This is a genomic window from Micromonospora sp. WMMA1996 (genome assembly GCF_002573675.1).
GTDB lineage: Bacteria > Actinomycetota > Actinomycetes > Mycobacteriales > Micromonosporaceae > Micromonospora > Micromonospora sediminicola.
In genome coordinates this window covers 3927783-3947215 of sequence record NZ_PDHU01000001.1, presented here as the reverse complement: position 1 = coordinate 3947215, position 19433 = coordinate 3927783, and the positions used below count along the sequence as shown (strand labels likewise).

The 19433-nt window shown below is 73.3% G+C and carries 21 protein-coding genes; 12 read left to right on the top strand and 9 right to left on the bottom strand.

The genetic code is table 11. The features are described 5' to 3' along the window. Window positions 1–35: 35 nt before the first annotated feature. A complete protein-coding gene (gene leuE / locus COO58_RS18180; protein WP_098745878.1) occupies window positions 36–698 on the bottom strand; it encodes a leucine efflux protein LeuE in 663 nt (220 codons plus the stop codon). Further along, complete coding sequence (locus tag COO58_RS18175; RefSeq protein ID WP_098745876.1) at window positions 695–1942, bottom strand: bifunctional pyridoxamine 5'-phosphate oxidase family protein/GNAT family N-acetyltransferase; 1248 nt, start codon at window positions 1940–1942, stop codon at window positions 695–697. Before COO58_RS18175 ends, leuE begins: the two co-directional genes overlap by 4 nt. A 39-nt stretch (window positions 1943–1981) precedes the next feature. Between COO58_RS18175 and COO58_RS18170 the strand changes: the two genes are divergently transcribed. Both COO58_RS18170 and COO58_RS18165 read left to right on the top strand, forming a co-directional pair. Further along, window positions 1982–3316 carry an aminotransferase class I/II-fold pyridoxal phosphate-dependent enzyme gene (locus COO58_RS18170; RefSeq protein WP_098745875.1) on the top strand — a complete coding sequence of 445 codons (1335 nt, stop codon included), beginning with the start codon at window positions 1982–1984 and terminating at the stop codon, window positions 3314–3316. A 76-nt stretch (window positions 3317–3392) separates the two neighbouring features. Beyond that, window positions 3393–4094 (top strand): UdgX family uracil-DNA binding protein, encoded by a 702-nt coding sequence (locus COO58_RS18165; protein WP_098745873.1) that lies wholly within the window; start codon window positions 3393–3395, stop codon window positions 4092–4094. On the opposite strand, the gene COO58_RS18160 is transcribed toward COO58_RS18165, so the two are convergent. Both COO58_RS18160 and COO58_RS18155 read right to left on the bottom strand, forming a co-directional pair. Beyond that, window positions 4084–4431 carry a nuclear transport factor 2 family protein gene (locus COO58_RS18160; protein WP_091579749.1) on the bottom strand — a complete coding sequence of 116 codons (348 nt, stop codon included), beginning with the start codon at window positions 4429–4431 and terminating at the stop codon, window positions 4084–4086. The two genes, COO58_RS18165 and COO58_RS18160, sit on opposite strands and share 11 nt — an antisense overlap. 44 nt (window positions 4432–4475) lie before the next feature. After that, a complete protein-coding gene (locus COO58_RS18155) occupies window positions 4476–5126 on the bottom strand; it encodes a 4a-hydroxytetrahydrobiopterin dehydratase (RefSeq protein ID WP_098745872.1) in 651 nt (216 codons plus the stop codon). Between the two features lie 81 nt (window positions 5127–5207). Between COO58_RS18155 and COO58_RS18150 the strand changes: the two genes are divergently transcribed. The 8 genes from COO58_RS18150 to rny all read left to right on the top strand — a co-directional run bounded on the left by COO58_RS18150 (window position 5208) and on the right by rny (window position 13772). Continuing rightward, window positions 5208–5741, top strand: a complete 534-nt coding sequence (locus COO58_RS18150; RefSeq protein ID WP_098745870.1) for a hypothetical protein — start codon at window positions 5208–5210, stop codon at window positions 5739–5741. A gap of 20 nt (window positions 5742–5761) precedes the next feature. Continuing rightward, on the top strand, window positions 5762–6904 hold the full coding sequence (locus COO58_RS18145) for an acyl-CoA dehydrogenase family protein (protein ID WP_091579735.1): 1143 nt from the start codon (window positions 5762–5764) through the stop codon (window positions 6902–6904). 77 nt (window positions 6905–6981) lie between these two features. Beyond that, entirely contained in the window at window positions 6982–8277 is a 1296-nt protein-coding gene (locus COO58_RS18140) for an MFS transporter (RefSeq protein WP_098745869.1), read from the top strand. Between the two features lie 4 nt (window positions 8278–8281). Beyond that, entirely contained in the window at window positions 8282–8482 is a 201-nt protein-coding gene (locus COO58_RS18135) for a DUF3046 domain-containing protein (protein ID WP_018785963.1), read from the top strand. 185 nt (window positions 8483–8667) lie between these two features. Next, window positions 8668–9717 carry a recombinase RecA gene (gene recA, locus COO58_RS18130; RefSeq protein ID WP_013284729.1) on the top strand — a complete coding sequence of 350 codons (1050 nt, stop codon included), beginning with the start codon at window positions 8668–8670 and terminating at the stop codon, window positions 9715–9717. Window positions 9718–9728: 11 nt separating this feature from the next. Further along, window positions 9729–10421 (top strand): regulatory protein RecX, encoded by a 693-nt coding sequence (locus COO58_RS18125; protein ID WP_091579723.1) that lies wholly within the window; start codon window positions 9729–9731, stop codon window positions 10419–10421. A gap of 36 nt (window positions 10422–10457) precedes the next feature. Further along, window positions 10458–11159 (top strand): 3-keto-5-aminohexanoate cleavage protein, encoded by a 702-nt coding sequence (locus COO58_RS18120; RefSeq protein WP_098745867.1) that lies wholly within the window; start codon window positions 10458–10460, stop codon window positions 11157–11159. An 846-nt stretch (window positions 11160–12005) separates the two neighbouring features. After that, window positions 12006–13772, top strand: coding sequence for a ribonuclease Y (gene rny, locus COO58_RS18115; RefSeq protein ID WP_091583983.1), 1767 nt, complete (start codon window positions 12006–12008; stop codon window positions 13770–13772). Between the two features lie 67 nt (window positions 13773–13839). Here rny and COO58_RS18110 read toward each other — a convergent pair whose 3' ends face one another. From COO58_RS18110 to COO58_RS18095, 4 genes are all read right to left on the bottom strand, one after another. Further along, entirely contained in the window at window positions 13840–14718 is an 879-nt protein-coding gene (locus COO58_RS18110) for an amino acid ABC transporter permease (protein WP_091583979.1), read from the bottom strand. Further along, window positions 14715–15371, bottom strand: coding sequence for an amino acid ABC transporter permease (locus COO58_RS18105; RefSeq protein ID WP_091579716.1), 657 nt, complete (start codon window positions 15369–15371; stop codon window positions 14715–14717). Before COO58_RS18105 ends, COO58_RS18110 begins: the two co-directional genes overlap by 4 nt. Before the next feature lie 79 nt (window positions 15372–15450). Next, the gene (locus COO58_RS18100) at window positions 15451–16386 is read right to left on the bottom strand and encodes a glutamate ABC transporter substrate-binding protein (RefSeq protein ID WP_098745866.1); all 936 of its coding nucleotides are present in this window, start codon (window positions 16384–16386) and stop codon (window positions 15451–15453) included. A 52-nt stretch (window positions 16387–16438) separates the two neighbouring features. Next, window positions 16439–17194, bottom strand: a complete 756-nt coding sequence (locus tag COO58_RS18095) for an amino acid ABC transporter ATP-binding protein (protein WP_091579707.1) — start codon at window positions 17192–17194, stop codon at window positions 16439–16441. A 199-nt stretch (window positions 17195–17393) separates the two neighbouring features. Between COO58_RS18095 and selD the strand changes: the two genes are divergently transcribed. Continuing rightward, a complete protein-coding gene (selD, locus tag COO58_RS18090; RefSeq protein WP_098745864.1) occupies window positions 17394–18383 on the top strand; it encodes a selenide, water dikinase SelD in 990 nt (329 codons plus the stop codon). 212 nt (window positions 18384–18595) lie between these two features. Then, complete coding sequence (locus COO58_RS18085) at window positions 18596–19075, top strand: hypothetical protein (RefSeq protein ID WP_098745863.1); 480 nt, start codon at window positions 18596–18598, stop codon at window positions 19073–19075. Window positions 19076–19153: 78 nt separating this feature from the next. Here COO58_RS18085 and COO58_RS18080 read toward each other — a convergent pair whose 3' ends face one another. Then, complete coding sequence (locus COO58_RS18080; protein ID WP_091579696.1) at window positions 19154–19381, bottom strand: DUF2277 family protein; 228 nt, start codon at window positions 19379–19381, stop codon at window positions 19154–19156. Window positions 19382–19433 lie beyond the last annotated feature (52 nt).

Below are 19433 nucleotides of genomic sequence, written 5' to 3'. Positions count from 1 at the left end.
CCTCTACCGATCGCGTTAAGAGGGGGCCCTTCCTTTCAACCCGCCGCGAGCTTGAGGCTGAACCCGAGGAACAGCATCGCCACGGCGGTGGTGCCGGTCGCGGCGAGTCGCCGACGCCGCTGGAACTGGGCGGCCAGGAACGTGCCGGTGAAGATCAACGCGGTCAGGTAGAGCACGCTGGTCACCTGCGCGATCAACCCGAGCAGCAGGAACGACAGCGCCGGCCACGCGTAGCCGGGGTCGACGAACTGGATGAAGAACGACACGAAGAAGAGGATCGCCTTCGGGTTGAGCAGGCTGATCGTCAGTGCCCGCCGGAACGGGTCGCGCTGCGCCGCCGGCTCGACCTCGTCGATCAGGCGCGGCGTGGCCGGGTCGTTGCGGTCGCGCCAGCGCCGCCACGCGCCGCGCAGCATGGCCAGCCCCAACCACCCGAGGTACGCCGCGCCGGCGTACTTGATCACGAGGAACAGCGGCGGGTACGCCCGGAGCAGCGAGGCCACCCCGGCGGCGGAGAGGACCATCAGCGCGGCGTCGCCGACGAGGACCCCGGCCGCGGCCCGGTAGCCGGTGGCCACGCCGCGGCGGGCGGCGGTGGCGAGCACGAAGAGCGAGTTCGGGCCGGGCAGCAGCACGATCGCCACCGTGCCCAGCACGTACGTCCCGATGTCGGTGATCCCCAGCACGCCGGACATCATGACCCGGCCGGCACCGCCGGGCGAAGCCGTTCCCGCAGCCTGAGCTGTGCGTTCGGCCACTCCTGCGCGAGCATCGAGTACTGCACGGTGTCCCGCCAGGAGCCGTCGGGCCGCTGCTTGTGCTGCCGCAGCACGCCCTCGCGCGCAGCGCCGAGCCGTTCGATCGCGCGCTGCGAGCGCTCGTTGCGGATGTCGGTGTGCCAGACCACGCGGACCGCGTCCAGCTCCTCGAACGCCCGGGTGAGCAGCAGCAGCTTCGCCTCGGTGTTGACGCCGGTCCGCCACCAGGGCCGGCCCAGCCAGGTGTAGCCGATCGCCAGCGACCGGCGGGCCGGGTCGATCTCGTACCAGGAGGTGGTGCCGACCACGGCGCCCGTCGGGGCGCACCGCTGCACCCAGCACACCTGCTCGCCGCGCTGCTGCGCGTCCAGGTAGGCGGCGAGCACCCGACGCATCTCGGCGACGTCGGCCGGCTGCGGACCGCCGAGGTGCCGCCACACCTCGGGATCCTCGGTGGCGGCGTGCAGCTCCTCGGCGTGGGAGAGGTCCAGCGGCTCCAGCACCACGTGCTCGCCGCGCAGCACCACCGGGTCCCGCCACGGCGACCCCGCCGGTCGCAGGTAGGCCGGAACCGGCGCGGTGACGCCCGGGGCCGGCTCGGGCCGCCCGGGCGTGAGGCGCAGCGGCAGCACGCCGGCCCAGTACGGCAGGCTCTCGTCCGCCGGCTCGTCGTTGACCCCACCGGTGCGGGTGCGCACCGACACCTCGCGCAGCGGCAGCGCGAGCACCGCCGTCTCGGCCAGCTCGCGCCGGTTCGGCGGCCGGCTCTCGGCGGACCGGCCGGTCGCCACCTTCTCCACCAGCGCGGTCAGCACGGCGGCCTTCTCGGCGGCGTCGTCGACCAGCCGGGCGGTGCCGTGCACGACCACCGACCGGTAGTTGGCGCTGTGGTGGAACTGGGAGCGGGCGTAGACCAGCCCGTCGAGGTGGGTGACCGCGACGCAGACCGGCAGCCCGGCGTCGCCCCGGGCGGCCAACAGCGGGCGGCTGCCGGTGGAGCCGTGCAGGTAGAGGGTGTCGTCGACGCGGACGTGCAGGGTCGGCAGGACCCGCGGCTCACCGTCCACGGTGAACGCCAGCGCGCAGTGGTACGCCTCGTCCAGCAGCGCGTGGGCGGTGTCCCGGTCGTAGCGCATCCGGTCCCGCGTGCGGGTGGCGGTGGTGCGTGCGGTCGGGGGGTACATGCGGCATCCCACCTTTTGTTATAGTACAATTCTCGAACTGTGGCAGCACGTTATCAGATCAGCGGTTCCACGTCGGCGGCCATTTCGGCGAGCGTGGAATCCGGCATCCGCGCCGGCGCGCTCGCCCCGGGCGACGCCCTGCCGGCGGTCCGCACGCTCGCCGGCGAGCTGGGCGTCAGCCCGGCCACGGTCGCGAAGGCCTACCAGGACCTGCGGCAGCGCGGCCTGGTCGCCACCGCAGGCCGGCACGGCACGACGGTCCGGCCCCGCCCGCCGGTGGCCACCCGCCGGGCCGCGCTGGCACCGCCTCCGCGACCCGGCACCCGGAACCTCTCCGCCGGGCACCCCGACCCCCGGCTGCTGCCCCCGCTCGGGCCGCACCTGGCCGCGCTCGCCGCCGAGGCCGGGACCCCGACCGGGTACGCGGACGCCGCCGTCCTGCCCGAACTGGCCGCCGTCGCCCGGGACCGGTTCGCGGCCGACGGGGTGCCGGCCGCCGACCTGACCGTCACCGGGGGCGCGCTGGACGGCATCGAACGGCTGCTCGCCGCGCACCTGCGCCCCGGCGACGCGGTGGCGGTGGAGGACCCGGGCTGGGCCAACCTGCTCGACCTGGTCGCCGCGCTCGGGCTGCGCACCGTCGGGGTGCCGGTGGACGACGAGGGCCCGACCGAGCCCGGGGTGCGGGCCGCGCTGGCCGCCGGGGTGCGCGCGCTGGTCGTCACCAGCCGGGCCCAGAACCCGACCGGTGCGGCCGTCTCCGCCGACCGGGCGGCGGCCCTGCGGACGCTGCTCGCCGGCCGGGCCGACCTGCTGCTGATCGAGGACGACCACGCCGCCGAGCTGGCCCGCGTACCCCTGCACCCGCTCGCCGGGGCGACAGCGACGTGGGCCTTCGTCCGGTCGGTGAGCAAGCCCTACGGACCCGACCTGCGGCTCGCCGTGCTGGCCGGGGACGAGGCCACCGTCGCCCGGGTGGCCGGCCGGGCGCGGGTCGGCGCCGGCTGGGTCTCCACCGTGCTGCAACGCCTGGTCCTGTCGCTCTGGCGCGACCCGGCCACCGCCGACCTGGTGCGACGCGCGGCGGACAGCTACGACCGCCGGCGCGACGGGCTGGTGACCGCGCTCGCCGCGCGTGGGGTGGCCGCGCACGGACGCACCGGGATCAACGTCTGGGTGCCGGTGCCCGACGAGACGGTCGCGGTCACCGCCCTGCGCGACGCCGGCTGGTCGGTCGCCCCCGGCAGCCCCTACCGGATCGCCGCCGCCCCCGCCGTCCGCGTCACCGTCAGCTCCCTCGACCAGGGTGAGCTCTCCGCGCTGGCCGACGCGCTCGTCGGCGCGTTGCGTCCCGGCCCCACCTTCACCACCTGACCGGCGGGGGCCCCGCTCGGCGACCTCGCGGCAGGGCGGTCGCGTGGGGCGCGGCGGACGGGGTAGAACGGTCGGCATGGCCGAGACCGACAGCGCGCCCGGAGCGCAGGAGTTCATCCCGCCACGGGCGGACACCATCGACGAGCTGCGCGCCGCGGCGGCCGGCTGCCGGGGCTGCGAGCTGTACCGGGACGCGTCGCAGACCGTCTTCGGGCGCGGTGACGAGCACGCCCGGGTGGTCTTCGTCGGCGAGCAGCCCGGCGACGTCGAGGACCAGAAGGGACTGCCGTTCGTCGGCCCCGCCGGCCGCCTGCTGCGCCGGGCCGTCGACGACGCCGGCCTCGACCCCGGCCAGATCTACCTGACCAACGCGGTGAAGCACTTCCGCTTCGAGTGGCGCGGCACGCGACGCATCCACCAGACGCCGGACCGGGTGCACATCACCGCCTGCCGGCCCTGGCTGGTCGCCGAGTTCGCCCGGCTGCACCCGGACGTCGTGGTGGTGCTCGGCGCCACCGCCGCCAAGGCGCTGCTCGGCCCTACGTTCCGGGTGACCCGGCAACGCGGCGAGCTGCTGCCGTGGCCGGCGGCCGCGCAGCACCCGGAGGACTTCGCCCGGGTGCCGGTGGACCGGACCGGAGCGGTCGCCGACGCGCCGGCGACCCGGCTGCTGGCGACCATCCACCCCTCCGCCGTGCTGCGCGCCGACAACCAGGACGTCGCGTACGAGGGGCTGGTCGCCGACCTGAGGGTGGCCGCCGGGGCGCTCAAGAAGTGATCTTGCCGAACACGTCCTTGGCGACGATCCGCCCGTCGCGGACGCGGTAGACGTCCAGCCCACGCAGCACCGTGCCGTCCTCGGCCGGAGGCCACGCCCACTCGCAGACCGCACGGTCGTCGGTGGCCCAGACCGCGCCGAGCGCCGGACCCTCGCCCGAACCCGACTGCCCGGCGAGGACGGCGACGACGGCGGCACGCCCGCGTACCGTGCCGGCCGGCCCGTCCCAGGCGTTCGGGCAGTAGCTCACGTCCTCGGCCAGGCAGCCGGACATCGCCGCCAGGTCACCCCGCGACCAGGCGGCGTTGAACTCCTCGATCAGCGCGCGTGCGTCCACACCGGCACGCTAGCGTCGCCTCGCCCGGCCGTCGCCCCGGTTTCTCAGTCGCGTCCCTGCCAGGTGCAGAGACAGACCCGGTTGCCGTCCGGGTCCGCCAGCACCCAGAAGTGCGGGGCCTCCGCGTCGCTGACCAGCGTGCCGCCCGCCGCCAGCGCGGCCTCCATCCGCGGCCGGACCTCGGCCGGGTCGACCCAGACGTCCGGGTGCCAGCGCTGCCGGGGCTCGTCGCGCCCGGAGGACTGGAACCAGACGGTGGGCAGCGCGCCGGCCGGGTCGCGCACCTCGTCGTCGGCAGGACCGCTTGGGCGCTCCCCGGCCAGAACCGCCTGCCAGAACGGCAGCACGGCCGCGTACTCCGGGCTGTCCAGCGCGAGTTCCAGCCGGGACAGCCCGGCGTACGACACCGACAGGCCGGCGTCCGCGGCGAGCGCCGAGATCGTCCGGGCCAGCCGCAGGTCACGGCCTGTCACCCCGCCCGCGTCGTGCGACCACAGCCGCACGTCGACGTGGGTGTAGCGCAGGTCCAGGTCGGGATGGTGGTCGACCCGCTCGGCCTCCGCGCCGACGGCGGCCACCAGCGCCAGGCCGGCGGCGAAGTCCGGGGTACGGATGCGGGTGTGCAGCGCGCCCAGCAGGAAGGTCCACCCGTCCAGCCCCGCGTCGGCGACCTGCTTCCCGGTCAGTGTGCTCATCCGGGCATCCTAGGCACGTCGGGCCCGCCGCCGGATGTCCACAAGGGATTGCCGGATGCCGCGCGCGGGTAGGGCCCCGTCATGTCCGTCACCCCCCGCCGTGGGTCACCGGTCCGGCTCGGCCCGCCCGGCTCGTACGTGATGTTCATGCTGATCGCCGGGCTGTGCTGGCTGCCGCTGCGACTCTGGGACGAGCGTGACGGCTCCGCGCTGGTCGCCGTGGTCCGAGCCGGCCTGGGCGGGGTGATCTGGGGTTTCCTGTTCCTCTTCATCCTCGGTCGCTGGGGGGAGCCGCGCACCCCCGCCGAGGCGGAGCGGAACGCCGGCTGGCGGCTGACCATGGCCGCGCTGCGCCGGGGCGAGCCGCCGACCGACGAGGCGGATCTCGCGGCGGTCACCGACAACCTGCCCGCCGTGCGCCGGGGCGTGCTGCTCGGCGCCGTCGGGGGCACCGTGCTGCTCGGCGTGCTGATCGTGATCGCGCTGCACGTGGGGTGGACGGGCAGCGCGATCGGGTTCGGGGTGGTGCTGGTCGCGGTCCTGGCCCAGGCCGCCCGGACCAGGCACCGGGAACGCCGGCTGCGAGCGCGGCTCGCCTCTGTCCAGGGCGGGTGAGCGGTGCCAGACTGGCCGCCATGGAGCAGCATCTCTACGAGCCCGTCCACGAGGAGTTCCGGGACCTGTGCCGCCGGTTCCTGACCCGGGAGGCGGTGCCGCACCACGAGCGCTGGGAGGCCGACGGGATCGTCGACCGGGAGGTGTGGCGGGCCGCCGGCGCGGCCGGGCTGCTCGGCCCCGACGTCGACCCCGAGTACGGCGGCGGCGGGCAGCGCGACTTCCGGTTCAACGCGGTGCTGGACGAGGAGATCGTCGCGTCCGGGTGCTCGGGCCTCGGGTTCGGGTTGCACAACGACGTGGTCGCGCCGTACCTGACCGAGCTGACCACCGACGACCAGCGCAAGCGCTGGCTGCCCGGCTTCTGCTCCGGCGACCTGGTCACCGCGATCGCGATGAGCGAGCCGGGCGCGGGCAGCGACCTGGCCGGCATCCGCACCAGCGCGGTGCGCGACGGCGACAGCCTGGTCCTCAACGGGCAGAAGACGTTCATCACCAACGGCGAGCTGGCCGACCTGGTGGTCGTGGTGGTCAAGACCGCGCCGGAGCAGGGCGCGCACGGGGTCAGCCTGGTCGTGGTGGAGAGCGGCACGCCGGGCTTCGGTCGGGGCCGGCGGCTGGCCAAGGTCGGCCTGAAGGCCAACGACACCGCCGAGTTGTTCTTCGACGACTGCCGGGTGCCGGCGGAGAACCTGATCGGCACCGAGAACCACGGCTTCTACCACCTGATGGCCAACCTGCCCCGGGAGCGGCTGAGCATCGCCGTCGCCGCGGTGGCCGCCTGCGAGAAGCTGCTCGCGCTCACGCTGGAACACGCCCGGTCCCGGGAGGCGTTCGGTCGCCCGATCGGCCGGTTCCAGCACAACCGGTTCCTCCTGGCCGAGCTGGACACCGAGATCACCATCGCGCGCACCTTCGTGAACCACTGCGTCGCCGAGTTCAACGCGGGCCGGCTCTCGGTGACCGACGCGGCCAAGGCCAAGTGGTGGACCACCGAGCTGCAGACGAAGGTCGCCGACCGGTGCGTGCAGCTGCACGGCGGCTACGGCTTCATGCTGGAGTACCCGGTGGCGAAGGCCTGGCTGGACAGCCGGGTGCAGACGATCTACGGCGGCACCACCGAGATCATGAAGGAGATCATCGGCCGCGGCCTCGGTCTCTAGGGCCGGGCCAAACCGGGTGCCGGTCGGCCGGTCCGGTGCGGGAGGATGGGGGCCCGTCACCTCCAGGAGCGTCCGCCATGGCCACCGACCTGACCGCGCCGGCCCCACCCCGGACCGACGTCGCCGGCATTCAGCGACGTACCCTCCGCCTGCTCTTCCTCACCCAGATCATCGGCGGCACCGGCGTCGCCATCGGCATCTCGGTCGGCGCGCTGCTCGCCGCCCGGGTCGCCGGCACCGCCCTGGCCGGGGTGGCGCAGAGCGCCGGGGTGGTCGGGGCCGCGCTGCTCGCCGTACCGGTCACCCGGCTCATGACCGCCCGTGGACGCCGGCCCGGCCTGGTCGCCGCGTACCTGGTCGGCGCGGTCGGTGGTGTGCTGGTGGTGGTCGCGACCGCGACCCGGGTGGTGCCGTTGCTCTTCGTCGGCATGCTGCTGTTCGGCGGCGGCACGGCGGCCAACCTCCAGGCCCGCTACACGGCGGTCGACCTGGCCGAGCCGCAGCGCCGGGGTCGCCAGCTCTCGCTGATCGTCTGGGCCACCACCATCGGCTCGGTGGCCGCGCCGAACTTCGCCGCGCTCGCCGACGACACCACCCAGGGCTGGGGGCTGCCGACACTGGCCGGCCCGTTCGCCTTCAGCGCCGTCGCGTTCACGCTGGCCGCCGCCGTACTCCTGGTCCTGCTCCGGCCGGACCCGCTGCTCACCGCGCGCCGGCTGGCGGCGCCCGAGGCCGGCGTCGCCCCGCCGGTCGCCCGTCGCGGTGGCATGGTCGCCGCGTGGCGCACGGTACGCCGACGGCCGGCCGCCCGCCTCGGCATCGCCGCGGTCGCGGTGGGGCACCTGGTGATGGTCGCGGTGATGTCGATGACCCCGGTGCACCTCGGTGAGTGGCACTCCGACGCGGACGTGCTGTCGGTGGTCGGCATCGTGCTCAGCCTGCACATCGCCGGGATGTACGCGCTCTCGCCGGTGACGGGCTGGCTCACCGACCGGCTGGGTCGGCGGCCGGTGATCCTCGGCGGGGTCGCGCTGCTGCTGGCGGCGTGCGCGGTCGCCGGCACCGCCGGGCACCACACGCCGCCGCTCGCGGTGGGGCTGGCGCTGCTCGGGCTGGGCTGGTCGGGCACCATGGTGGCGGGCTCGACGCTGCTGTCGGAGTCGGTGCCGACCGCCGACCGGCCCGGTGTGCAGGGTCTGTCCGACCTGCTCATGGGGCTGGCCGGGGCGGGCGCGGCGGCGGTCAGCGGGTTCGTCATGCAGGCGGTGGGGTACCCGACGCTCACCGTGCTGGCAGCCATCGCGGTGGTGCCGCTGGCGGCGCTGGCGCTGCGGGGCGCCGGCGGGGACGACACACTCGACGAGGGGGACTGAACAGGTGCGGCTGACCGACTTCTGGACGCGGCTGGAGGAGGCGTTCGGGCCGGGTTACGCGGCCAGCATCGCCAGCGACCAGGTGCTGTCCCAGCTCGGCGGACGGACCGTCGAGCAGGCCCTCGCCGCCGGTGAGGAAACGCACGTGGTGTGGCGCGCCGTGGTGGCCGCCTATCCCGACCGGGTGCCCGCGCGACTACGCTGAGCAGCCTTTTCGTCGGTTCCGCGTGTCGCTTGCCCAGTCGTACACCTGTTCGGCTATTGTCCACAGCGGGGCGCTCGTCCACAGCTCACGGCCCGTCGGCTGGTTTTCTGTCGGACCCAGCGCCTAGCGTGTCCCGCGTGACGCGAAGCTCAGGAAAGACGCCGGCGAAGGCAGGGGTGGCAACCATGGCAGCAGGGCCTGACCGGGAGAAGGCGCTCGACCTTGCTCTCGCTCAGATCGACAAGCAGTTCGGCAAGGGTTCGGTGATGCGGCTGGGGGAGCGGCCCGTCGTGCAGACGGCCGTCATCCCGACCGGCTCCATCGCGCTCGACGTGGCGCTCGGCGTGGGCGGTCTGCCCCGCGGCCGGGTCGTCGAGATCTACGGTCCGGAGTCCAGCGGTAAGACCACGGTCGCGCTGCACGCGGTGGCCAACGCCCAGCGGGCCGGCGGCATCGCCGCGTTCATCGACGCCGAGCACGCGCTCGACCCGGAGTACGCACGCGCCCTCGGCGTCGACACCGACGCCCTGCTGGTCTCCCAGCCGGACACCGGCGAGCAGGCGCTGGAGATCGCCGACATGCTGGTCCGCTCCGGCGCGATCGACATCATCGTGATCGACTCGGTCGCCGCCCTGGTGCCGCGCGCCGAGATCGAGGGCGAGATGGGCGACAGCCACGTCGGCCTCCAGGCCCGGCTGATGAGCCAGGCGCTGCGGAAGATCACCGGTGTGCTCAACAACACCGGCACCACCGCGATCTTCATCAACCAGCTCCGCGAGAAGATCGGCGTGATGTTCGGCAGCCCGGAGACCACCACCGGTGGTCGGGCGCTGAAGTTCTACGCCTCGGTCCGGCTCGACGTGCGCCGCATCGAGAGCCTCAAGGACGGCACCGACGTGGTCGGCAACCGCACCCGCGTCAAGGTCGTGAAGAACAAGGTCGCGGCGCCGTTCAAGCAGGCCGAGTTCGACATCATGTACGGCAAGGGCATCTCCCGCGAGGGCTCGCTGATCGACGTCGGCGTGGAGCAGGCGATCATCCGCAAGTCCGGCGCCTGGTACACCTACGACGGTGACCAGCTGGGCCAAGGCAAGGAGAAGGCTCGCGAGTTCCTCCGCGAGAACCCGGACGTGGCGGCCGAGATCGAGAAGAAGATCCTGGAGAAGCTCGGCGTCGGCACCGGTGGTGCGGGCGACGCCGCCGGCGGCCCGGAGCTGCCGCCGGTCGACTTCTGATCCGCTGACCCGTGGCAGGACGACGCGCCCGCACGGGGCGGGGCTGGGATGCCAGCCCACCCCGTGCGGGTGACGACACCGGCACGCCCCGGCCGCGCCGTGGGCGCCGTGGTCGCACGGCGGAGCCCGAATCCGGGGAGGCTCCGGCTCCGCCGCGCGACGAGGCGGAGCTGGCCCGCGAGATCTGCCTGCGGCAGCTCGCGGTGCGGCCCCGCACCCGGGCCGAGCTGGCCGGCGCGCTGGCCCGCAAGGGCATCTCCGAGGAGACCGCCGAGCAGGTGCTCGACCGCTACGACGAGGTCGGCATCGTGGACGACGCCGCCTTCGCCCGGGCCTGGGTGAGCAGTCGGCACGCCGGGCGGGGGCTGGCCCGCCGGGCGCTCGCCAACGAGCTGCGGCAGCGAGGCGTCGACGGCGAGGTGGCCGGCGAGGCGCTCGACGGGATCGACGAGGAGACCGAGGCGGACACCGCCCGTGCCCTCGTCGATCGGAAGCTGCGCACCGCCCGGGGCGAGCCCGACGCGGTGTTCCGGCGCCTGGTCGGGATGCTGGCCCGCAAGGGTTACCCGGCGGGGGTGGCGATCCGGGCGGTGAAGGACGCGCTCGCCGCGCAGAGCGCCGAGGCGGCCGAGTTCGCCGAGCACATCGACGCCGACGCGCTGGCCGACGCCGAGAACGACCTCGACACCCGCCGGCCCGACTGAGGGCACTGCGGCCCTCGGGGGAAGGGAGCGTGCGCCGTGCTGAAGGCGTGTCTGAACGGCGGACGGCGGCGGGACGAGCACCCGGCGGTGCCGCTCACCCCCACCGAGCTGGCGGACGACGCCGTCCGCTGCGCGAGCGCGGGGGTGGCGGCGGTGCACATCCATCCTCGGGACGACGCCGGTGCCGAGTCGCTCGATCTGGCCGTGATCGGCGCGGCGGTCAGCGCCGTCCGGGCGGCCCGGCCCGGCCTGCCGGTCGGGGTGAGCACCGGCGCGTGGATCGTTCCCGACCCGGTGGAACGGGTGGCCGCCGTCCGGGCCTGGACGGTTCTGCCCGACTTCGCCTCGGTCAACGCCCACGAGCCCGGCGCGGCGGAGGTCGCGGCGGCCCTGCACGAGCGCGGCGTGATGGTCGAGGCCGGGATCTGGACGCAGGAGGCGGTCGACGCCTGGCGCCGCTGGCCGACGCCGACCGGGCGGATCCTGGTCGAGTGCATGGCCGAACGGGTGGACAGGGCACTCGCCGACGCGGCCGCGATCCTCACCGCCCTGCCCGGCGAGGGTCCGCCGGTGCTGCTGCACGGCGAGGGCCCGGCGACCTGGCCGGTGTTCGGCGAGGCCGTGCGCCGGGGTCTGCACACCCGGATCGGCCTGGAGGACACGCTCCTGCTGCCCGACGGCAGCCCCGCCCCGGACAACGCGGCCCTGGTCGCCACCGCCCGGTCGCTCACCCGCTGACCTCTGCGCTACCCCCGACCCTTCCCGGCCCGCTCCCTCCCGCCGGGCCGGCTCGCCCCGTCCCCTCCCGTCCCGGGCCGGAACCTGTCGTTTCTGATCAAGGAGTTGGCGTCGCCGGGGCAGACACCAACTCCTTGGTCACCGAAGTGGAGCGTGGGCTCGGGAGGCGGTCTGCCGGATGCGGGTTGAGCAGGACGGGAAGGTCACGGTGAGATGACGGGGGGCGGGTTTTGTCCGCGCGTGTCCGGCATCTGATCGACGCCGCGTGACCGGGCAACTTCTCTCCGTCCGGGTGGTTTGATCATGACTTCTTGACCGGAGGGCACCTCGCGACCTAGCCTCGCCATACAGGCTCACTTTGCCCGACCAGCGCAGGCTAAGCGCACAACATAGATCGCGTAACAGAACAGCATCACTTTGGCCAGCTTCACCGGCCCCTTGACGGCCGCTCCGGACCCGGTCCGGAGCGTCCGACAACTGCAACCGGCCGCCGGCGGTTCCCGTGAGGGGCACCGCCGACGGAAAGCTACCCACAGCCAGCCGCTCCGGTCGGGCGTCCAGAGCCGCAGGTGCGTGCCCCTTCGCGCGCGTCCTGCGGCGCCGACGTTCAGGGGAGGCGGCCATGGCGGGGCGGCACAGGTTCACCGGCGGTCTGCCACACGGTCCCGGCCGTTCCTCGCCGGGCGACCGCGCACGACAGGCTGGTGAGCCACCCCAGGCCGGTGAGCCACCCCAGGCCGGTGAGCCACCCCAGGCCGGTGAGCCACGACGCGCCGGTGAACCACGGCCTGTGGGCGAGGCGCGGCGGGTCGGCGGCGGCGCGACGTACCGGTGCGGAGCGACGGCATGAGCGCCTTCGACGTCGTCCTGCTCGTGGTGGTCCTGCTGCTCGTCGTGGTGGTGGTCGGCGCCGTGCTGTTCGGCGTGCGTACGCTCCAGCGGCTCAGCCTGGCCCCGGCGCCGGAGGACCCGGCGTTCATCGCGGAGAAGGACCGGCAGGAGCAGTCCCTGGCGGCGTTGCGCAGCGCGGCCGACGAGGCGAACAGCACCATCGACGTGGCGAAGTCCGCCGCCGCGGCGGCGCGTACCGAGGCGGCGGCGGCGAACGCCGAGGCGAAGGCGGCGCGGGCCGAGGCGCGGCGGGTGCTCGACGACGCCCGGGCCGAGGCCGACACCGTGCTGGAGCGGGCCCACAAGCAGGCCGAGGCGGACGCCGAGCAGTTGCGCGCCACGGCGCGGCGCAGCGGCGAGCGCGAGGTGGCGGTGCTCGCCGCCACCACCCGGGAGCAGGCGGCCGAGGTCGAGCGGCGGGCCGCCCGGATGGACGAGCGGGAGCGGCTGCACACCGAGGAGGTGGAGCGGCTGGCCGAGCGGGAGCGGCAGCTCACCGCGGCCACCGCGGCGCTCGCCGCCCGGGAGGCGGCGCTGGCGGAGCGCGAGCGGGCGCTGACCGAGGTGGAGGAGCAGCGTCGCCGCGAGCTGGAGCGGGTGGCCGGGCTGACCGCGGAGTCGGCCCGCGCCGAGCTGGTCGAGTCGATCGAGGGGCAGGCGAAGCGGGAGGCGGCGCTGCTGGTCCGGGAGATCGAGTCGGACGCCCGGGGCACCGCCGAGCAGCGCGCGCGGCACATCGTCGTGGACGCCATCCAGCGGGTCGCCAGCGAGCAGACCGCGGAGAGCGTGGTCAGTGTCCTGCACCTGCCCGGCGACGAGATGAAGGGGCGCATCATCGGCCGGGAGGGGCGCAACATCCGGGCCTTCGAGTCGGTCACCGGCGTCAACCTGATCATCGACGACACGCCCGAGGCGGTGCTGCTCTCCTGCTTCGACCCGGTCCGTCGGGAGGTCGGCCGGCTCACCCTGGAGAAGCTGGTGCTGGACGGGCGCATCCACCCGCACCGGATCGAGGAGGTCTACGACCTGGCCCGGCAGGAGGTGGAGGAGCTGTGCCACCGGGCCGCCGAGGACGCGCTGGTCGAGGTCGGGATCACCGAGATCCACCCGGAGCTGGTCACGCTGCTGGGCCGGTTGCGCTACCGGACCTCGTACGGGCAGAACGTGCTCAAGCACCTGGTCGAGACCGCGCACATCGCCGGCATCATGGCCGCCGAGCTGCGGCTGGACGTCCCGACGATCAAGCGCTGCGCGTTCCTGCACGACATCGGCAAGGCGCTCACCCACGAGGTGGAGGGCAGCCACGCCATCATCGGCGCGGACCTGGCCCGCAAGTACGGCGAGACCGAGGACGTGGTGCACGCCATCGAGGCGCACCACAACGAGGTGCCGCCGCAGACCATCGAGGCGGTCCTCACCCAGGCCTCCGACGCCTGCTCGGGCGGGCGGCCCGGGGCGCGGCGGGAGAGCCTGGAGGCGTACGTCAAGCGGCTGGAGCGGATCGAGGAGATCGCGGCCGGCAAGCTCGGCGTGGAGAAGGTCTTCGCCATGCAGGCGGGCCGGGAGATCCGGGTGATGGTCAAGCCGGACGACGTGGACGACATCGGCGCGGCGGTGCTGGCCCGGGACGTGGCCAAGCAGATCGAGGAGGAGCTGACCTACCCGGGTCAGATCCGGGTGACGGTGGTGCGCGAGTCCCGGGTCACCGAGATCGCCCGCTGAGCGGCAGGGCAACGGAGAGCGGGCGGGTGGGGGAGCCCCCCACCCGCCCGCTTCGGGTCCGCCGGTCTCAGACCAGCTGGGTGGCGCCGGTGCCGCCGTCGGTCTGCGTCGACGGGAGCGGCTTGGCCGCGCTGCGCGGCAGCCGGGTCAGCCGCTTCTGCAGCCACCAGGCCAGGACCGACAGCAGGCCGCAGATGCTGATGTAGATGGCCGCGACGATCAGGTACGTCGGGACGTACGGCAGGCCGAACGCCAGCCGGCCGCCGATCTGCTTGCCCGCGAAGAGCAGCTCCGGGTACGTGATGATGAAGCCGAGCGCGGTGTCCTTGAGCAGCACGACGAGCTGGCTCACGATCGCCGGCAGCATCGCGCGGAACGCCTGTGGCAGCAGGATCAGCCGCAGCACCTGGTTCTTGCGCAGGCCCACCGCGTACGCGCCCTCGGTCTGCCCGTACGGCACGGCGTTGATGCCGGCGCGGAAGATCTCCGCGAGCACCGAGCCGTTGTAGAGCGTCAGGCCGATGACCAGCGCCCAGAACTTGTCGATCGGCCAGCCGTACTGCAACGGCACGTAGTAGCCGAAGAAGATCAGGATCAGCAGCGGGATGGCCCGGAACAGCTCCACCACGAAGGTGGCCGGCGCCCGGAACGCCCACTTGTCACTGAGCCGGGCGCTGGCGAAGAACGCACCGAACAGCAGTGCCAGCACGGTGGCGACGGCGGCCGCTTTCAGCGTGGCCAACAGGCCGTTGAGCAGTTCCCGCTGCACCGCGGCGTACTGGAACTGCTCCCACCTGCGGGCCTCGAACTGGCCGGTCTGGTCGAACTTGTAGATCACGAACGCGATCAGGGCGAGGATCGCGGCGATCGAGACGACGCCGAGGATCCGGTTGCGCAGCCGGGCCTTCGGGCCGGGAAGGTCGTAGAGGACGCTGCTGCTGCTCATCGGGCCACCGCCCACTTACGCTCGAGGAACCGCTGTAGCACCACCAGCGGGATGATCAGGATGAGGAAGCCGATCACGATCCAGGTGAGCACGGCGAACTGCGGCTCACCCCGTTCGGCCATGTACGCCGGGATGGCGCCGGCCTCCAGCACGGAGAAACCGGCGGCGATCGTGGTGTTCTTCAGCATGGCGATGAGCACGCTCATCAGCGGCGGGACCATGGCCCGCAGCGCCTGCGGCAGCACGATCAGCGTGAGCACCTGCCCGAACGTCATGCCCAGCGCCCGGGCGGCCTCGGCCTGGCCGGTCGCGACCGTGTTGACGCCGGAGCGGACCACCTCGCAGATGAACGCCGAGGTGTAGGCGATCAGCGCGATGCAGGCGCTCGGGAAGTAGTCGATGTTGACGTCCAGCTTCGGCACCGCGAAGACGAGGAACGCGAACACCAGCGTCAGCGGGGTGTTGCGGATCAGGTTGACGTAGGTGGCGCCGAAGGCCCGCAGGGCGGGGACCGGCGACACCCGCATCGCGCCGAGCAGCGTGCCGAGGACGAGGCTGCCGACGGCGGCGATCAGGAACAGCTCGACGGTGGTGAGGAACCCGTCGCGGAACAGGCTCGCGTTGTCCGTGAGGACGCGGAAGAACTCGCCCATGCCTCGCTCTCAGACTGTCAGACGGGGCCGGGCGGGGAGGAGGACCTCCCCGCCCGGCGCGACGTCGGGTGGCGGACCGTCAGTACCGCTCGAGCTGCGGCGGGGTGGCCGGCGAGCCGGACTTGCCCAGCGTGCCGTCGTAGATCTTCTTCCAGGTGCCGTCGGTGAACGCCGCCTCGATCTGGTCGTTCACGTAGTCGCGCATCGCCTTGTCGTCCTTGGGCAGGCCGATGCCGTACTTCTCGGTGCTGAACGGCTGGCCGACGACCTTGAGCTCGTCCGGGTTCTGCGCGGCGTAGCCCTTGAGGATGGCGTCGTCGGTGGTGACCGCGTCGACCTTCTTGTCGAGCAGCTGGGAGACGCACTCGGAGTAGGTCTTGAACTCGACGATGTTCTCCGGCTCGGTCATGCCCTCGTCCCGGACCTTCTGGATCGGGGTGGAGCCGGTGGCCGAGCAGACCTTCTTGCCCTTGAGCGCGTCCTTGCCGGTGATCGACGAGTCGTCCTTGCGGACCAGCAGGTCCTGGCCGGCGACGAAGTACGGGCCGGCGAAGGAGACGTCGTTCTTGCGCTTGTCGGTGATCGAGTAGGTGCCGACGTAGTAGTCGATCTCGCCACCCTTGATCGCGGTCTCCCGGTTGGCGGAGGCGATCTCCTTGTACTCGATCTTCGCCGGGTCGACGCCGAGCGTGCTGGCGACGTACTGGGCGATCTCGATGTCGAAGCCGCAGCGCTTGCCCTGGGCGTCCTTGTAGCCGAGGTTCGGCTGGTCGAACTTGACGCCGACGACGACCTTGCCGGCCGTCTTGATCTTCTCGAAGGCCGGGCTGCCGGCGACGTTGGCGTCCGTCTTGGGGGTGAAGGTGGCGCCCGAGGTGGTGCAGTTGTCGGACTGCGCACCGCCGCTGGCGTTGCCGCCGCCGCTCGGGGTGGGGTTCCCCTCCTTGCCGCAGGCGGCCGCGGACAGGGCGAGCGAGGCCATCATGGCCACCGCCGCCACGCGCTTGTAACGCATACTCATCTCCTTCTTCGACGGAGCCGCCCGGGGACGACTCCACTACGGACGCTCAGTGCGTGAGGATCTTGGAGAGGAAGTCCTTGGCCCGCTCGCTGCGCGGGTTCGCGAAGAACTCGGCCGGCGGGGCGTCCTCGACCAGCTTGCCGTCGGCCATGAAGATGACCCGGTTCGCCGCGTGCCGGGCGAAGCCCATCTCGTGGGTGACCACGACCATGGTCATGCCGTCGCGGGCCAACGACGTCATCACGTCGAGCACCTCGCCGACCATCTCCGGGTCCAGCGCGCTGGTCGGCTCGTCGAAGAGCATCGCCTTGGGCTGCATGGCCAGCGCGCGGGCGATGGCCGCCCGCTGCTGCTGGCCGCCGGAGAGCTGGGCCGGGTACTTGTCCGCCTGGTTGGCGATGCCGACGCGGTCGAGCAGGGCCAGGCCGCGCTCGCGGGCGGCGGCCGGCTTCTCCTTGCGCACCTTGACCGGCCCGAGCGTGACGTTCTCCAGGATGGTCTTGTGCGCGAAGAGGTTGAACGACTGGAACACCATGCCGACCTCACTGCGCAGCTTGGCGAGGGGCTTGCCCTCGGCCGGCAGCGGCTGCCCGTCGAACGTGATGGTGCCCTCGTTGATCGGCTCCAGCCGGTTGATGGCGCGGCACAGCGTCGACTTGCCGGAGCCGGACGGGCCGATCACGACGACCACCTCGCCCCGGCCGACGGAGAGGGACACGTCGTCGAGCACGTGCAGCGGCCCGAACCACTTGTTGACCCCGTCGAGCACGATCAGCGGGTCGCCCGTCGTCACGTCGTCCACCGTCCCTGTCGTCCGTGCCGGAACGGGGGGTCGGTCGACCCCCCGGTTGGGCAACTGTAGGCGGCCTGATGTGGCAGAACGCAACCCAGATGGTCACGGAGCGGTAACACCGGTCACCGGCGTGCCGGCGCGTCCGAATTCCGTCACCGACCGGTGCGTCCGAGTGGCGGCGGTGCCGTGTCGCGGAGATCATGAGGCGATGACCGATGCGATCCGGCTGACCGACTACGCCCGCGGCGGCGGCTGCGCCTGCAAGATCCCGCCGGGGGAGCTGGAGGCGATGGTCGCCGGGCTCGGCGCCACCGGCGGCTCGACCGACCTGCTGGTCGGCCTGGAGAACGGCGACGACGCCGCGGTGGTCCGGCTGGACGAGCGGACCGGCCTGGTCAGCACCGCCGACTTCTTCACCCCGGTGGTCGACGACGCGTACGACTGGGGGCGGATCGCCGCGGCCAACGCGCTCTCCGACGTGTACGCGATGGGCGGCACCCCTCTGGTCGCGCTCAACCTGCTCTGCTGGCCGCGTGGCGTGCTCCCGCCGGAGCTGGCGCGCGAGGTGCTGCGTGGCGGCCTGGACGTGGCCCGGGAGGCGAACTGCCACCTGGCCGGCGGGCACAGCGTGGACGACGACGGCCCGAAGTACGGCCTTGCGGTCACCGGCGTGGTCCGGCCGGAGGAGCTGATCACGCTGGACGCGGGCCGGGCCGGGCTGCCGCTGTCGTTGACCAAGCCGCTCGGCGTCGGCGTGCTCAACACCCGGCACAAGCAGACCGGCGAACGGTTCGCCGAGGCGGTGGCGTCGATGGCCCGGCTGAACCGGGACGCGGCCCGGGCGGCGGTGGACGCCGGCATCCGCTGCGGCACCGACGTGACCGGCTTCGGCCTGCTCGGGCACGCCTCGAAGCTGGCCCGCGCCAGTCGGCTCACGGTGGCGATCGACACGGCGGCCGTGCCGTACCTTCCGGGCGCGCGGGAGGCGCTGCGGGACGGTTACGTCAGCGGCGGCACCCGGCGCAACCTGGACTGGGTCACCCCGTGGACCGATTTCGGCGCCGCCGGCGAGTCCGAGCGGCTGCTGCTGGCCGACGCGCAGACCTCCGGCGGCCTGCTGGTCGCGGGGGAGGTGCCGGGCGGCACGGTGATCGGCGAGCTGCTGCCGGCCTCGGACCACCTGATCCGGCTCCGCTGAGCGTCGCCGCCTCGGCGCGGCAGGACGCGAATGCGGCACGATACCCGATAAACTGTCATCTTCCCGCTACTCAGGGCAACGTCGCCCGGGGAAATTTTGCCCGGAATGGTCACAGACCGGTAACTTGCCCCCGGCTGAGGTCAAATGCACCCCACCATCGATACAGAGGCCCGATCCGGAGGCCGGTGGAACGAGCGCAGCGAGGAGGCGGCATGACCGAGCTGTGGAACTGGAGAATCAACGGCGGTACGCCGGTGGAGGTCTACCCGGCGTTGGCCGAGGCACTCGGCCGGGTGGTGATGCCCCTGGCCGTCGCCGACCCGGTCCGGCTCCCCGCGTACGCGGTGGTCTGCGACGTGTGGGAGGCGCCCGGGGTGTACGGCACCGTGGTCGACTGTTACGGCGTGCCCGAGCGCCTGCCCGAGCTGCCCGCCCTCGCGGCGCTGGCCCGGGTGCTGGGCCGCAACTGCCTGATGCGCGACGACACGCTCGACGCCGGCCGGCACCTGCTCGTCGCCCCGGACGGCACGATCCGCCCGGTGCACTTCGACGTGGCCGACACCGACGACGGGGAGGTGCTCAGCCACCACCGGCTCTGCACGGTCGCCGACGCGCGCTGCCGGGGCTGGTCGCAGTGCCACCGCTCCCGCTGGGCCCCCGACTCGATCGCCCCGGCGCTCGCCGCCGCCTGAACCCGGCCGCTCGCCGCCGCCTGAACCCGGCCGCTCGCCGCCGCGTGAACCGGCGGCGAGCGACACCCCCATCCGGGCTCAGCCCCGGGCCGCCGGCTGCTGGCCGCGGACCACGAGCTGGTCGAGCAGGGTGGCGGTCGCGGCGGCCACGGCGTCCACCGCGGCGTCGAACGCGGCCGCGTTGTGGGCCGCCGGGGTGCGGAAACCGGAGATCTTCCGGACGTACTGCAACGCGGCCGCCCGCACGTCCTCCTCGGTCACCACCGGGACGTACGGCTCACGCAGGGTCTTGATGCTCCGGCACACGGCTCCTCCTCGTTCGATCCGACCAGCTCCACCCGGATAGTCTGTCCGGGTC